The sequence below is a fragment of the Streptomyces albidochromogenes genome, from assembly GCF_005981925.1.
GTDB classification, from domain to species: Bacteria; Actinomycetota; Actinomycetes; order Streptomycetales; family Streptomycetaceae; genus Streptomyces; species Streptomyces albidochromogenes.
Genome location: NZ_VBVX01000172.1, coordinates 1 through 14,236, shown reverse-complemented (window position 1 = coordinate 14,236; position 14,236 = coordinate 1). Strand labels below are relative to the sequence as shown.

The 14,236-nt window shown below is 73.3% G+C and carries 11 protein-coding genes and 1 pseudogene; 3 read left to right on the top strand and 9 right to left on the bottom strand.

All coding sequences use genetic code 11. The annotated features are described in order from the left end of the window. The coding region (locus E2E34_RS21360; protein ID WP_138903532.1) for an SWIM zinc finger family protein at positions 1-1,004 on the bottom strand (1,004 nt) is incomplete at its 3' end. After that, positions 1,001-3,856: an SCO1167/SCO6262 family helicase gene (locus tag E2E34_RS21355; protein ID WP_138903531.1), complete on the bottom strand. Its 2,856-nt coding sequence runs from the start codon at positions 3,854-3,856 to the stop codon at positions 1,001-1,003. The genes E2E34_RS21355 and E2E34_RS21360, both read right to left, overlap by 4 nt. A 435-nt stretch (positions 3,857-4,291) precedes the next feature. Between E2E34_RS21355 and E2E34_RS21350 the strand changes: the two genes are divergently transcribed. Next, positions 4,292-4,549 carry a DUF6343 family protein gene (locus tag E2E34_RS21350; RefSeq protein WP_138903533.1) on the top strand — a complete coding sequence of 86 codons (258 nt, stop codon included), beginning with the start codon at positions 4,292-4,294 and terminating at the stop codon, positions 4,547-4,549. 28 nt (positions 4,550-4,577) lie between these two features. Here E2E34_RS21350 and E2E34_RS21345 read toward each other — a convergent pair whose 3' ends face one another. The 4 genes from E2E34_RS21345 to rpsA all read right to left on the bottom strand — a co-directional run bounded on the left by E2E34_RS21345 (position 4,578) and on the right by rpsA (position 8,293). After that, complete coding sequence (locus E2E34_RS21345; RefSeq protein WP_138903530.1) at positions 4,578-4,946, bottom strand: tetratricopeptide repeat protein; 369 nt, start codon at positions 4,944-4,946, stop codon at positions 4,578-4,580. 92 nt (positions 4,947-5,038) lie between these two features. After that, positions 5,039-5,638 carry a dephospho-CoA kinase gene (gene coaE / locus E2E34_RS21340; protein ID WP_138903529.1) on the bottom strand — a complete coding sequence of 200 codons (600 nt, stop codon included), beginning with the start codon at positions 5,636-5,638 and terminating at the stop codon, positions 5,039-5,041. A gap of 33 nt (positions 5,639-5,671) precedes the next feature. Then, a complete protein-coding gene (locus E2E34_RS21335; protein WP_386719475.1) occupies positions 5,672-6,553 on the bottom strand; it encodes a PAC2 family protein in 882 nt (293 codons plus the stop codon). 225 nt (positions 6,554-6,778) lie between these two features. Then, positions 6,779-8,293, bottom strand: a complete 1,515-nt coding sequence (gene rpsA, locus E2E34_RS21330; RefSeq protein ID WP_138903527.1) for a 30S ribosomal protein S1 — start codon at positions 8,291-8,293, stop codon at positions 6,779-6,781. A 361-nt stretch (positions 8,294-8,654) separates the two neighbouring features. Here rpsA and E2E34_RS21320 point away from each other — a divergent pair, with 361 nt between their 5' ends. Together E2E34_RS21320 and hrpB are read left to right on the top strand one after the other, a co-directional pair. Continuing rightward, positions 8,655-9,530 (top strand): class I SAM-dependent methyltransferase, encoded by an 876-nt coding sequence (locus E2E34_RS21320; RefSeq protein ID WP_138903526.1) that lies wholly within the window; start codon positions 8,655-8,657, stop codon positions 9,528-9,530. Positions 9,531-9,534: 4 nt separating this feature from the next. Continuing rightward, positions 9,535-12,051: an ATP-dependent helicase HrpB gene (hrpB, locus tag E2E34_RS21315; RefSeq protein ID WP_138903525.1), complete on the top strand. Its 2,517-nt coding sequence runs from the start codon at positions 9,535-9,537 to the stop codon at positions 12,049-12,051. An 18-nt stretch (positions 12,052-12,069) separates the two neighbouring features. Here hrpB and pgfA read toward each other — a convergent pair whose 3' ends face one another. The 3 genes and pseudogenes from pgfA to E2E34_RS35545 all read right to left on the bottom strand — a co-directional run. After that, positions 12,070-13,065, bottom strand: coding sequence for a cell envelope lipid trafficking protein PgfA (gene pgfA, locus E2E34_RS21310; RefSeq protein WP_138903524.1), 996 nt, complete (start codon positions 13,063-13,065; stop codon positions 12,070-12,072). 13 nt (positions 13,066-13,078) lie between these two features. Then, positions 13,079-13,216, bottom strand: a complete 138-nt coding sequence (locus E2E34_RS21305) for an SPW_0924 family protein (RefSeq protein WP_138897155.1) — start codon at positions 13,214-13,216, stop codon at positions 13,079-13,081. 174 nt (positions 13,217-13,390) lie between these two features. Continuing rightward, a pseudogene (locus E2E34_RS35545) lies at positions 13,391-14,236 on the bottom strand (lytic transglycosylase); the annotation flags it as partial.

Here is a 14,236-nt window from a genome sequence, read left to right as displayed (position 1 = left end):
GGGCGGGCCCGGTCGAAGGGGCCCGCCGGGGGGTCCCAGGGGGTTTCGAGGACGGACAGGCCGGTGAGCCCGCCCTGTTGCCAGGCGGCCACCGCGCGGGCCAGGTCGGTGGGGCTGCGGTCGTGTGCCGAGGCCAGGGTGGCGTACAGCTTGCGGGTCGCGGCGGTCAGGCCCGAGCCGGGCTGGCCTGCGGCCAGGCGGACCGCGTCCTGCCAGGGGGTGAGCGGGGCAATGGGGTCGGCGCCGGTGGTGAGGAGCGTGTGCGCGCGGGCCGCCGCGTCGGTGACGAGGAGGTCGAGCGACAGCGGGTCCGGGGCGCCCCGGGTGCCCGGGTACGCGCCCGAGGCGTGGCCGGGCTGCGGCGGTACGGGCAGCGGGCCCGGCAGCGGCGGGAGCGTGCGCGGGGCCAGCGCGATGGTGGCCGGCACGCCGGGGAACGGCGGCGGCGCGGGCTTCTCCCGGGCGGAGTGGGCGGCGTTGCGGCGGGCCAGGTCGTCGAGGAGCTCACGCTCGGTCCGGCCGCGCACGAGGAGCAGGACGAAGGGGTCCGCGTCGAGGAGGCGGGCTGTCTCGTAGCAGAGGGCGGCCGCGTGCTTGCAGGGGTGGCCCCGGTCCGGGCACGAGCAGGAGGGGATCAGGTCTCCGGGGGCCGGCAGCAGGTCCACGCCCACCTCGGCCGCGGAATCCACCAGGGAGTGCGGCATGTCCTTGTCGAGCAGGGCCGCCATGTGCGCGGGATCGGCCGCCGCCATGGCGAGGAAGCGGTCCCAGTCGTCGTCGGAGAGGGTGCGCAGGCGGATCTCCGTGCGGTACGGGCGCGGGCGGCTGCCGCGTACGTACGTGATGATCCGGCCCGGCGCCACACTGATCGCGCCGACGTTGCCGCCACTGGCATAGGCGTGGCCGCGGGCCAGGCGGGCCGGGTCGAGCGAGAGGGCTTCCAGGGCCCGGACCCACGCGTCGCCCCACCAACTGCTGCCGCTGGTGCCGTCCCGGTCGCTCATGCCGGCCTCCGCAGTGCGACCAGGTCGGCCAGTTCACGGTCGGTGAGCTCCGTGAGGGCCGCCTCGCCGCTGCCCAGGATCGCGTCCGCCAACGCCCGCTTGGACGCGATGAGTTCGGCGATGCGGTCCTCCACCGTCCCCTCCGCGATCAGCCGGTGCACCTGCACCGGCTGGGTCTGGCCGATCCGGTACGCACGGTCGGTCGCCTGGTCCTCGACCGCCGGGTTCCACCACCGGTCGTAGTGGATGACGTGGGCGGCCCGCGTGAGGTTCAGACCGGTGCCCGCCGCCTTGAGGGAGAGCAGGAAGACGGGAATCTCGGCGGACTGGAAGCGGTCCACCATCTCTTCGCGCTGGGCGATGGGCGTTCCGCCGTGCAGCAGCTGGGAGGGGACCGCGCGGGCCTTCAGGTGGTCGGCGAGCAGCCGGGCCATGGTCACGTACTGCGTGAAGATCAGGACCGAGCCGCCCTCCGACAGGATCGTGTCGAGAAGCTCGTCGAGCAGTTCGAGCTTCCCGGATCGTCCGGTGAGGCGCCGCGTGTCCTCCTTCAGGTACTGCGCGGGGTGGTTGCAGATCTGCTTGAGGGAGGAGAGGAGCTTCATGACGAGTCCCCGGCGCGCGATGCCCTCCGACTCCTCGATCGCCGCCATCGACTCGCGTACGGACGCCTCGTAGAGGGATGCCTGTTCGCGGGTGAGCGAGACGGGGTGGTCGGTCTCCGTCTTGGGCGGCAGCTCCGGAACGATGCCCGGGTCGGACTTCTTGCGGCGCAGGAGGAAGGGGCGTACGAGACGGGCGAGCCGCTCGGCGGCCTCGTCGTCCTCGCCGCTCTCCACCAGGCGGGCGTGGCGGGCGCGGAAGGACTTGAGCGGGCCGAGCAGTCCCGGGGTGGTCCAGTCGAGCAGCGCCCACAGCTCGGACAGGTTGTTCTCGACGGGCGTGCCGGTCAGGGCGATGCGCGCGGGCGCCGGGATGGTGCGCAGCGCCTTCGCGGTGGAGGAGTACGGGTTCTTGACGTGCTGCGCCTCGTCGGCGACGACCATCCCCCAGGTGTGGGCGGCCAGTTCGGGCGCGCTGGTGCGCATCGTGCCGTACGTCGTGAGGACGAAACCGGCGTCGCCCCCCGTCGCGTCGTCCAGCGCGCGGGCCGCGCCGTGGAAGCGGCGGACGGGGACGCCCGGCGCGAAGCGGGTGATCTCGCGCTGCCAGTTGCCGAGGAGGGAGGCGGGGCAGACGACGAGCGTGGGAGCGCTGCGGGCGCGGCGCAGGTGCAGGGCGATCACGGTGATCGTCTTGCCGAGGCCCATGTCGTCGGCGAGGCAGCCGCCGAGGCCCAGCGAGGTCATCCGGTCCAGCCAGGCCAGGCCGTGCAGCTGGTAGTCGCGCAGGGTGGCGTCGAGCCCGGGCGGCTGGGCGACGGTCATGGCCGTGCCGGCGGTGAGACGGTCCCGGAGGGCGGCCAGGGCGCCCACGGGGACGGCCTCGACCTGCTCGCCGTCGACCTCGGCGCTGCCGGTGAGGGCCGCCGCCAGCGCGTCGACGGGCTGCAGCAGGCCCAGTTCCCGCTTGCGCGCCTTGCGTACGAGCGCCGGGTCGACCACCACCCACTGGTCCCGGAGCCGCACGATCGGCCGGTGCGCCTCGGCGAGTGCGTCCATGTCCGCCTCGCTGAGCGGCTCGCCGCCCACCGCGAGCTGCCAGCTGAAGGCGAAGAGCTCCTGCGCGTCGAAGAAGGGGGTGCCGTCGGTCGCCGACCCGGGCGCGGAGCGTACGACCGCGGTCGCCGTGAGCGTACGGGCCAGCTCCCGGGGCCAGTGGACCTCGACGCCTGCGGCGGCGAGTCGGGCCGCCGCCGGGCCCAGCAGCTCGTACAACTCGTCTTCGGACAGAGCGAGTACGTCGGGGACCGGGCGGTCGAGGAGGCGGCCCAGCGGCTCCCAGACGCGGGCCGCGCGGCGCAGCGCCAGCACCGCGTCGATGCGGGCGCGCGGGCCGAAGCCTTCGCTGCCGCCACCGGACCAGAGGGCGGCGGCGTCGATGACGTGCGTGGGGTCGGCCAGGCTGTGCACCTGGACCAGCGCCGTGCCGGCCCGGCGCTTCGCGCCGCCGTCGCGGCCCGGCTCGCCGTCCCGGCCTTCGTGTGGTCCCTCGTCCGGCGTCTCGTGCGCCGCGCTGTCGAAGAGCTCGAACGAGGACAGGTCGAGGCGCAGTGACACGCGCACTCCCGCGTCCATCCCGGCCGCGACCTCCGCCGCCCACTCCCGCAGGCCCGGCAGGTGCTGCGCGGCGCGTGCGGCGAAGGGCGCGCCCATCGCGTACGCCGCGGAAGGCGTCCGGGGCAGCGTGTCCACGACCGCGTCGAGGAATGCCTTCACCAGGGCTTCGGGCTCGGGGAGCTGGAGGGGCGAACGCCCGGGCAGCGGGACGGCGTGCGCCTCGGGGGGCATGGCGGCGGCGATGGCCCGGACCTGCGCGATGTCGTCGGCGTCGAGCGGTCCGGCCCGCCAGGCGTCGTGGTCCGCGGCGGTGAGCCCGGGCAGCAGCCGACCGCGCGCGGCGAGGTGCAGCGCGTGCAGGGCCGCGGCGCCCCAGCAGCGGGTGGCGGGGTGGGCGGCCGGGTCGTGGCGGGCGCGGGCCAGCAGGGGCAGGGCGTCGGCGAGGGACAGCAGGACGGCGGGCACGGTGCGGCGGCGTACGGCGGTGCCGCCCGCGCCTTGGCGGCGTACGACGGTGATCTCCGAGGAGGCGCCGGGCGGCGTGCCGCCCTCGGGATCCCAGAGGGCGATCGTGCCGTCGCGCGGCAGCTCGGCGGGGAGGAAGACGGCGGCGCGGCGCCCCGTGTCCGTCATGCCTGCACCCCCGTTCACGCTGGTCGCCTGTGGTCTCGGGCGCTCGTGGCGCCAGTGTCCCCGTCCACGTGCGAGTCTACGGGCGGGGTCTGACACCGCCCCGGCTCACACCGCGACGGCCACCGCGGCGGCCACCGCGACAGCGCGGCCGGCACCGGCCGACCGAACGCGTCGAGTCCGTCCAGTGGCGTCCGACGACGTACGGGAACCGGTCACGAAGGCCGCACCGCCATCCCCCGCTCGGCAGGGCCCAGCGGGGGCGGTGCCCGCGTGCGCGTACCGATGAGAACCGGCCGCGTCTCGGACTCATCCCTTCGGGACCGGATTTCCGTCCCGCTCGCCCGGGGGCCTACGCCCAGCCTCACGAGGGTACAAGTAGACCGAAAGCGGGCATCTCGCAGTCGGCAGTCCGGACGAGGGTGATGCGCCATGATCATGCGAACGGGGAGTGAGCCCAAGACCGCGCGCAGTCCCCTGCGGCTCCGGCTCTGGCTGAGCCTGTGGGGTCTGCTGTGGACCGTGGGCGGGGCACTCGCGTTCGCCGCGACCGGGCGCACCGGCTGGGCCGTCGCCTGCGGCTGCCTCGCCGTCGTCGTGGCCGCCGACCTGGTCCTCGTCGTGCGCCACCTGCGCCAGGGCCCGCACTATCAGCCCGGCCGCGACATCCCGCCCTACGATCCGCCGCGCTCCTAGCCGCCCGTGCCCCTGTCCCGACAGGCGCTCACTCGGGCGCGTCGAACCGCGCCGCCTCCAGATACTCCGGCTTCGGGTCGAGCGCCGCCGCCAGCCGGAAGTGCCGCTTCGCCCGGTCCGCCCGCAAGGCGCGCTCGTACGTGCGCGCGAGGGCGAAATGAGCGAAGGCGTTGTCGGGCTCCCGCTCCAGCACCAACTGGAATTCGAGCTCCGCCGAGCGCAGTTGCGCGGACGCGAAGAAGGCGCGGGCCCGCAGCAGCCGGGCCGCCGTGTTCTCCGGGTGGGCGGCGATGACCGAGTCCAGGAGCTTCACGGCGCCGCGCGGATCACGCGCGGCCAGCAGGTGCTCCGCCGCGCGGTAGTCGATGATGTGGGTCTCCGGGCTGCTTTCGGGCACGCTGGCATCCTTCCGCTCGGCTCATTTCTTTCCAACCGCCCCGCCCGCATGCGCTATTCCGCCAGGGGGCCGGGCCCCGCGTGCCCGACCGGTCAGGAAGCCGCGCGCTCGGCCAGTCCCTCCCACACCTTGCGCACCTGCGGTTCCAGCGCCTCCAGCGGCCCGTCGTTGTCGATCACCAGATCGGCGATCGCCAGCCGCTGCTCCCGGGTCGCCTGCGCCGCCATCCTGGCGCGCGCCTCGTCCTCGGTCATGCCGCGCAGCCGTACGAGCCGGTCGAGCTGGGTCTTCGGCGACGCGTCCACGACGACCACCAGGTCGTACAGCGGCGCCAGAGCGTTCTCGGTGAGCAGCGGTACGTCGTGGATCACGACGGCGCCGTCGCCGGCCTCGCCCTCCAGCTCCGCCGACCGCGCGCCGACCAGGGGGTGGACGATCGCGTTCAGCGTCGCCAGGCGGGAGGCGTCCGCGAAGACGATCGAACCGAGCTTCGGCCGGTCCAGGGTCCCGTCGGCCGCGAGCACGTCTTGCCCGAACGCCTCGACCACGGCCGCGAGCCCCGGCGTTCCGGGCTCGACGACCTCCCTGGCGATCTTGTCGGCGTCGATCAGGACGGCCCCGTACGAGACGAGCAGCCGCGACACTTCGCTCTTGCCGGCACCGATTCCGCCGGTCAGGCCCACTTTCAGCATGCGCGGAAGCCTAGACGAGGGGCCGGGAGCGGCCTAGACGTCGCCCTCCCGCTCCGCGAGAAAGCGTTCGAATTCGAGACCGATCTCGTCGGCGGACGGCAGATCGACCGGCTCGGCCACCAGATTGCCCCGCGTCGCCGCGCCGGCCACCGCGTCGTACTGGTGCTCAAGGCCCTGGACCAGCGAGACGAGTTCCTCGTCGCCCTCACCGACCTGCCGGTCGATCTCGTCCTGCGTGCGCCTGGCTTCCGTACGCAGCGAGTGCGCGACACCGGGCAGTACCAGTCCGGTCGCCGCCGTGATCGCCTCCAGGGCGGTCAGGGCCGCGTCGGGGTAGGACGACCGCGCCACGTAGTGCGGTACGTGCGCGGCGACGCCGAGCACGTCGTGCCCCGACTCCTCGAGCCGGAACTCGATGAGCGACTCCGCGCTGCCGGGCACCTGCGCCTCGTCGAAGGGGCTGCGGTGGCCGGGCATGAGGTCGGTTCTGTTGCCGTGCGGGGTGATGCCGACGGGGCGGGTGTGCGGGACGCCCATGGGGATGCCGTGGAAGTTCACCGAGAGGCGCACACCGAGCCGCTCGACGATCTGCCGTACGGCGAGGGCGAACCGCTCCCACTCCACGTCCGGCTCGGGTCCCGAGAGCAGCAGGAACGGCGCCCCGGTGGCGTCCTGGACGAGCCGGACGTCGATCTCGGGCGCCTCGTACTCGGACCACCTGTCGCGCCGGAAGGTCAGAAGCGGGCGGCGGGCGCGGTAGTCGACCAGCCTGTCGTGGTCGAACCGTGCCACTACCTGGTGCGGCAGCGTGTCCAGCAGCTTTCCGACGATCTGCTCGCCGGTCTCACCCGCGTCGATGTAACCGTCGAAGTGGTAGAGCATGACCAGTCCGGCCGATTCCTGCGCGAGCGCCATGTCGACGACGGCGAGGCCCTTCGGCTCCCACTCATACAAATCCTGCGGATCAAGCACGATTACCGCTCCTCCTCGTGTTCACAGGGAAGAACGTGCCGTGGGGCGCGGGCATTCCCGGTCCGCGCGCCTTCGTGATCATGTGTTGTGCCGCGGGCATGAGTAAGGCCCGCCCCCCATGGGGAGCGGGCCTTACTTTCAGCCGGTCACCAGCTGGTGGTCAGAGCGTCAGCTCTGGCCGCCGGCCAGCTTCTCGCGCAGCGCGGCCAGGGCCTCGTCCGACGCCAGGGCGCCGGAGTTGTCCGCCGACTCCGAGGAGTAGGAGCCGCCACCGCTGCCGCCGGAGGCAGCCGGGGCGCCGGCGGCCGGGGCGGCAGCGCCCTCGGCAGCGGCGGCCTCGTCGGCCTCGCGGGACTTGATGACCTGGGCCTGGTGCTGCTCGAAGCGCTGCTGCGCCTCGGCGTACTGGCCCTCCCACGCCTCGCGCTGGGTCTCGAAGCCCTCGAGCCAGTCGTTGGTCTCGGGGTCGAAGCCCTCGGGGTAGATGTAGTTGCCCTGGTCGTCGTACGACGCGGCCATGCCGTACAGCGTCGGGTCGAACTCGACCGAGGCCGGGTCGGAACCGAAGGACTCGTTGGCCTGCTTCAGCGAGAGGCTGATGCGACGACGCTCGAGGTCGATGTCGATGACCTTGACGAAGATCTCGTCGTTGACCTGGACGACCTGCTCCGGGATCTCCACGTGGCGCTCGGCCAGCTCGGAGATGTGGACCAGACCCTCGATGCCCTCGTCGACGCGCACGAACGCACCGAACGGAACGAGCTTCGTGACCTTACCGGGAACAACCTGCCCGATCTGGTGCGTGCGGGCGAACTGCTGCCACGGGTCTTCCTGCGTCGCCTTGAGCGACAGCGAGACGCGCTCGCGGTCCATGTCGACGTCGAGGACCTCGACGGTGACTTCCTGGCCGACCTCGACAACCTCGGAGGGGTGGTCGATGTGCTTCCAGGAGAGCTCGGAGACGTGCACGAGACCGTCGACGCCGCCGAGGTCCACGAACGCACCGAAGTTGACGATCGAGGAAACGACGCCGGAGCGGACCTGGCCCTTCTGCAGGGTCGTGAGGAAGGTCTGGCGGACCTCGCTCTGGGTCTGCTCGAGCCAGGCACGGCGGGACAGGACCACGTTGTTGCGGTTCTTGTCCAGCTCGATGATCTTGGCCTCGAGCTCCTTGCCCACGTAGGGCTGGAGGTCGCGGACTCGACGCATCTCGACGAGGGAGGCCGGCAGGAAGCCACGGAGGCCGATGTCGAGGATGAGACCACCCTTGACGACCTCGATGACGGTGCCGGTGACGATCCCGTCCTCTTCCTTGATCTTCTCGATCGTGCCCCAGGCGCGCTCGTACTGCGCGCGCTTCTTGGACAGGATGAGACGGCCTTCCTTGTCCTCCTTCTGGAGAACAAGAGCCTCGATCTCATCGCCCACGGCGACGACCTCGTTGGGGTCGACGTCGTGCTTGATGGAGAGCTCGCGGGAGGGGATGACGCCTTCGGTCTTGTAACCGATGTCGAGCAGGACCTCGTCCCGGTCGACCTTCACGATGACGCCGTCGACGATGTCGCCGTCGTTGAAGTACTTGATCGTCTCGTCGATCGCGGCGAGGAAGGCTTCCTCGTTACCGATGTCGTTGACCGCTACCTGCGGGGTGGTGGAAGCGGTGGTCTCGGTGCTGCTCGTCATGTGGGTAAGGGCTCCGGTACGGACAGTAAGTCGTAGGTACTGCTACGCCGGGAGCCCGTATCGGCACCTGCTGACGCCGGGCAGCCTAGGAGGCGCGATTCCAGGGAGAGGAAACGCCTCGACAACCGAGGGGACATACAACCGGTGCAAGCGCAGCCTGCTCTGTCTGAGGTGCGCAGGCTCGCAGCGCAACTTGTAGCATACGGGGGCAGCCGGGCAGGGTCAATGCGCGAAGGCGCACACCCGGGGCGGAACCTCGCATACCCGGCACAATCAAAGTTCGGCGAGGCCACAACGGCCGTGCCGCATGCTGCGACCACAGGTTCGAGCGGAGCCTACGCAGACGAGACAGACGGGCGCAATGAGCCAGAGCATAGACACCAGCGGCCCCGATGACGCCTTCGAGGCCCTCGACAGCTGGGTCCCGGATGACGGGTCCGGCGGGGACGAGGGCGAGGCGACCCGCCGCGAGGCCGGCGAGGCGGAGAGCAGCCGGGCGAGCCGCGGCTGGTGGGACCGGAACGCGGACGAGTACCAGAGCGAGCACGGAGCGTTCCTCGGTGACGACCGTTTCGTGTGGGGCCCGGAGGGCCTTGACGAGGCGGAGGCCGGCCTGCTGGGCCCCCAGGAGTCCCTGAAGGGACTCGACGTTCTGGAGATCGGCGCCGGCGCCGCGCAGTGCTCGCGCTGGCTGGCCGCGCGGGGCGCGCGTCCGGTGGCCCTGGACCTCTCGCACCGGCAGCTCCAGCACGCGCTGCGCATCGGGGGCGACGTCCCCCTGGTGCAGGCGGACGCTGGAACGCTCCCCTTCAGGGACGCGTCGTTCGACCTGGCGTGCTCGGCCTACGGGGCGGTTCCCTTCGTCGCCGAGCCGGTGGAGGTCTTCCGCGAGGTACGGCGTGTCCTGCGGCCCGGCGGGCGCTGGGTCTTCTCCGTCACGCACCCCGTCCGCTGGGCCTTCCCCGACGAGCCAGGTCCGGAGGGCCTGTCCGTCGCCGCCTCCTACTTCGACCGCACCCCGTACGTCGAGCAGGACGAGCGGGGGAACGCGGTCTACGTGGAGCACCACAGGACGATCGGCGACCGCGTACGGGACGTGGTGGCCGGGGGCTTTCGTCTGGTCGACCTCGTCGAGCCGGAGTGGCCGTCCTGGAACACGCAGGAGTGGGGCGGCTGGTCCCCGTTGCGCGGGAACCTGATCCCGGGAACGGCGATTTTCGTCTGCGTACGAGACTAGGGGCGTGATCCGCGCCGACGCCCTCGGGCAGCTTCCCGTACGTACCGCCGTGCCCGCTCTGGAGCGGGCCCTGGACGCGCACGGGACCGCCGTGCTGTGCGCGCCGCCGGGGACCGGCAAGACGACGCTGGTGCCGCTCGTGCTGGCCGGGCTGCTCGACGCGGGGCGGCCCGTGCGGAGGGTCGTCGTCGCGGAGCCCCGGCGCATCGCCGCGCGGGCGGCGGCCCGTCGCATGGCGTGGCTGCTGGGCGAGCGCGTCGGGGGGCGCGTGGGTTTCACCGTGCGCGGGGAGCGCGTGGTGGGGCGCGACACGGTGGTGGAGGTGGTCACCACGGGCGTGCTGCTCCAGCGGCTGCAGCGGGACCAGGAGCTGCCCGGCGCCGACGTCGTCGTCCTCGACGAGTGCCACGAGCGGCACCTGGACGCGGACACCGTCGCCGCGTTCCTCCTCGACGTACGGTCCGCCCTGCGGCCGGAGCTGCGGCTCCTCGCCGCGTCGGCCACGACGGACGCCGAGGGGTGGGCGCGGCTGCTGGGCGACGCGCCGGTGATCGAGGCCGAGGGCGTCTCGTACCCCGTGGAGACGGTCTGGGCGCCGCCCGCCGGCCCGGTACGCCCGCCGCACGGCATGCGCGTCGATCCGGCGCTGCTCACGCATGTGGCCGCGGTGGTGCGCAGGGCGCTCGCCGAGCGGGAGGGCGATGTGCTGTGCTTCCTGCCCGGCGTGGGCGAGATCGCGCGGGTGGCGGGGCAGCTGTCCGGGGTGAGCGCCGAGGTGCTCCAGGTGCACGGGCGGGCGCCGGCGGCGGTCCAGGACGCCGTGCTGGCGGGCTCCGCCGGTGGGCGCAGGGTGGTGCTGGCGACATCGGTCGCGGAGTCGAGCCTGACCGTGCCGGGGGTACGGGTCGTGGTGGACTGCGGGCTCGCGCGTGAGCCCCGTACCGACCATGCCCGGGGGCTGAGCGCGCTGACGACCGTACGGGCCTCGCAGGCGGCCGCCCGGCAGCGGGCGGGGCGGGCCGGGCGTGAGGCGCCCGGCGCGGTCTACCGGTGCTGGGACCCGGCCGAGGACGTACGGCTGCCGCGCTTCCCCTCCCCCGAGATCAAGGTCGCGGACCTGACGGCGTTCGCCCTCCAGGCGGCGTGCTGGGGCGACCCCGACGCGAGCGGTCTCGCTCTGCTGGATCCGCCGCCCGCCGGCGCGATGGCGGCGGCCCGTACGGTGCTTACGGCGATCGGGGCCGTCGACGCGTCGGGCCGGCCGACGGAGCGAGGCGCGCGGATGGCGCGCCTCGGCCTGCACCCCCGGCTCGCGCGGGCGCTCCTGGACGGCGCGCGCGAGGTCGGCGCCCGCCGTGCGGCGGAGGTGGTCGCCCTGCTGAGCGAGGAACCGCCGAGGGAGTACGGCGACGACCTGGCCGCGGCCTGGCGCGCGGCCCGGCGCGGGAACGACGCCTACGGGGCGCGCTGGCGCCAGGAGGCGCGGCGGCTGGCGTCGGCGGCGGGCTCGTCCGCCGCCGACGCCGCCGAGACCGCCGGGGGCGGCGACGACGCCGTCGCGGGGCTGGTGGCCGCCTTCGCGTTTCCCGAGCGGGTCGCGAAGCGCCGCGGGGAGGGCGCCTACCTGATGGCGTCCGGCACCGGGGCGGAGCTCGCCGACGGGTCGCGGCTGCGCAGTGCCCCGTGGCTGGCGGTCGCGGTCGCCGACCGCCCCGTCCACGCGGCCTCCGCGCGCGTGCGCCTCGCCGCGGTCGTCGACGAGGACACCGCGCGCCTGGCCGCCGAGCACCTGCTCGTCGCGGGTGAGGAGGTGCGCTGGGAGGGCGGGGACGTCGTCTCGCGGCATGTGCGGCGCCTCGGCGCGGTCGAGCTGACCGTACGGGCGCTCACCGAGCCGGATCCGCGACGCGTACGGGAAGCGCTGCTCGACGGTCTGCGGCGCGAGGGTCTCGGGCTGCTCCGCTGGACCCGTGACGCACGGGCCCTGCGGGAGCGCCTCGCCTTCCTGCGCCGGGTGCTGGGCGCGCCCTGGCCCGACGTGTCCGACGCGGCGCTGACGGACCGTACCGACGCGTGGCTGGAGCCGGAACTGTCACGGGCCCGCAGGAGGGCCGACCTCGGCCGGATCGAGGCGGGCCAGGCGCTGAACCGGCTGCTCCCGTGGGCGACCGGTGAGGCGGCGCGGCTGGACGAGCTGGCGCCGGAGCGGATCGAGGTGCCGAGCGGGTCGCGGGTGCGGGTGGAGTACGGGGGTGAGCAGCCCGTACTGGCGGTGAAGCTCCAGGAGATGTTCGGGCTGGCCGAGACGCCGCGCGTGGCGGGGGTGCCGGTGCTGGTGCACCTGCTGTCCCCGGCGGGGCGGCCGGCGGCCGTCACCGCCGATCTGGCGTCCTTCTGGCGGGACGGGTACCGGGGGGTGCGGGCGGAGCTGCGCGGCCGTTACCCGAAGCACCCGTGGCCGCAGGACCCGGCGGCGGCCGCCGCGACGAAGTACACGAAGGCGCGTCTCGAACGGGGCTGAGGCCGGAAGGCCGGCCCGTCAGGCACTGACGGGCTCCGGTCGCGGCGCCGGGTCCTCGGCCGGGTCCCCGGGCCCGCGTCCTCGCGCCTCCAGGTACAGGGCCAGCGCGAGGAGGGAGCCGCCGAGGATCAGGAAGCCCCAGGGAAGGTACGAGGTGAGCATGAGCACCGCGGTGCGGTTCTTCTTCACCAGCGCGACGGTGGCGTCGACGTAGTCCTCGCGCATCTTCACGTGACCGGCGAACGCGGTGACCTTGTCGCGGCCGCCCAGGAGGCTGCCGCCGCGCAGTTCCTCCCGATGGATCTCCTCGCCGTTCACGGGAGCGCCCGTGACGGGGTCGACCCAGAACATTCGACGGGTGGTGTACCAGCGTGTCGTTCCCGTCTGCTGTTCCAGCTTCGTCGCGTCGATCCCCGGCATGGGCATCTTCCTTGGGTACTTCACCTTGGTCCACGGGACGGTCTGCTCGAAGTAGTAGACGTCCATGCCGCGGAACGTCCGTTCGCCCTTGTAGTGGATGGGCGCGGAGGTGCGGGTCTGCGCGTCGAAGTACGCGTAGTCGCGCTTCTCCGTGAGGAAGGGCCACTTGAACTCGATGCCCTCGCGCCTGACGGGGTCGCCGTCGACCATCTCCCCCGTGGCGTGCACGGGGGCCTGGCTGTGGGCGTCGAAGATGTAGCGCTCGGGGATGGCCGAGACCATCTTGCCGTCGGGGCCCTGGACGTACGAGAGGGAGTCCCAGACGACCACGTCGCGGCCGGCGCTCCGCTCGATCTTCTCGGACTCCTCGACGTTGCCCTTGAGGGTCTGGACGATGGTGACCTTGTCGACCTTCTTCGCCTTCATGGAGCCGTACTCCAGGAGCGTCGCGGGCTTCGCCTCCAGGACCATCTCCTGGTACTGGCCGGGCGGGATCTTGGCGAGGCGCGGGAAGGCGTACCAGCGCAGGAGCGGCGACAGGGCGGTGAAGAAGACCGCGAAGGCGAGCAGGACCAGGCTGGCTTTACGGCGCACGGCGGCGGCCCCTCTACTTCTTCGGCCCGGGGACGGTCGTCAGCAGGGGCTTGGGCGACGTCTCCCCCGGCGGCGAACCGACGGCCGTGAGGGCGAGGACGAGCGCGAGGGCGGCGGCCAGCCCGACGGCGGCGGCGACGAGAGCACGCATGCCCGGCCTCCCAGGATCTGATACTGCGTCAGGCGGTGGGGAGGGGCACCGTAGCAACGAGGCCGTGAGATGAGAACACGTCGGACCGGTCAGCCACCGGCGCGCATGCCGCCGCCCCGGCCGGAACGGCGTCCGGGCGGGGCGGCGGCGACGGGTCCGGGGTTGCCGGGCCCCTTACGCGGTGGGCGTGGCGGAGGGCGGTGCCGAGGGGGTGGTGGACGGCTCGGCCGGCGGCGCGGTGGTGGCCGCCGTGACGGTCAGCTCGACGACGAGGACCACGCCGTCGACGGTCGTCAGCCGCAGCTTGTACGTTCCCGCGTTGCCGTCCGTGTGGATCACGGGAAGCTTCAGCAGGCCGTCGGCGCCGGCCTTCAGAGCGGTCAGGGTACGGACCGCCTTGCCGTCGGCGCCCTTGAAGTACGGGCCCTTGTCGTTCTGGACGGGCCGGCCGGTGTCGCCCGTGACCATCGTCGCGGTCACCCCGACACCCGCCGCCGCCTTGCCCTTGTACGTCGCCTTCACCTCGACGGCGTCGGCGAACGAGCCGTCGGCCCGGGCCGCCAGCTCCTTGTCCGACGTACGGACCAGCGCGTCGGACCGCGGCGCGGGCGCCGGCGCGGCCTTGACGGTGGCGGAGAAGTCGGCGGCGGGGGCGGCGGCGCCGAGCGCCTTGGCGTGCACCACGAAGCTGCCGGGGCGGTCGCCCGCGCCGAGCACCGGGGCGGTGGCGATGCCGTCGACGCCGGTGGTCGCGACGACGCGGGTCGCGGCGCCCGGGAAGCGCGCCGCCGTGTCGCCGACGATCTGGAACTGGACCTTGGCGCCCGGGACGGGCTTGCCCGCGGCGGTCTTGGCGCGTACCCGCAACCGGTCGGAGAACTTCCCGCCCTCGGTCGCGGTCACGCTCGCGCTGCCGAGCCGCTCCAGGGCGGTGACGGGCGCCGGGGCGGGGTCGACGGGCGGCTTGGTGGGCGGAGGCGTCGTGGGCGGCTTGGCCGGGGGGGTCGTCGGCGGTTTGGC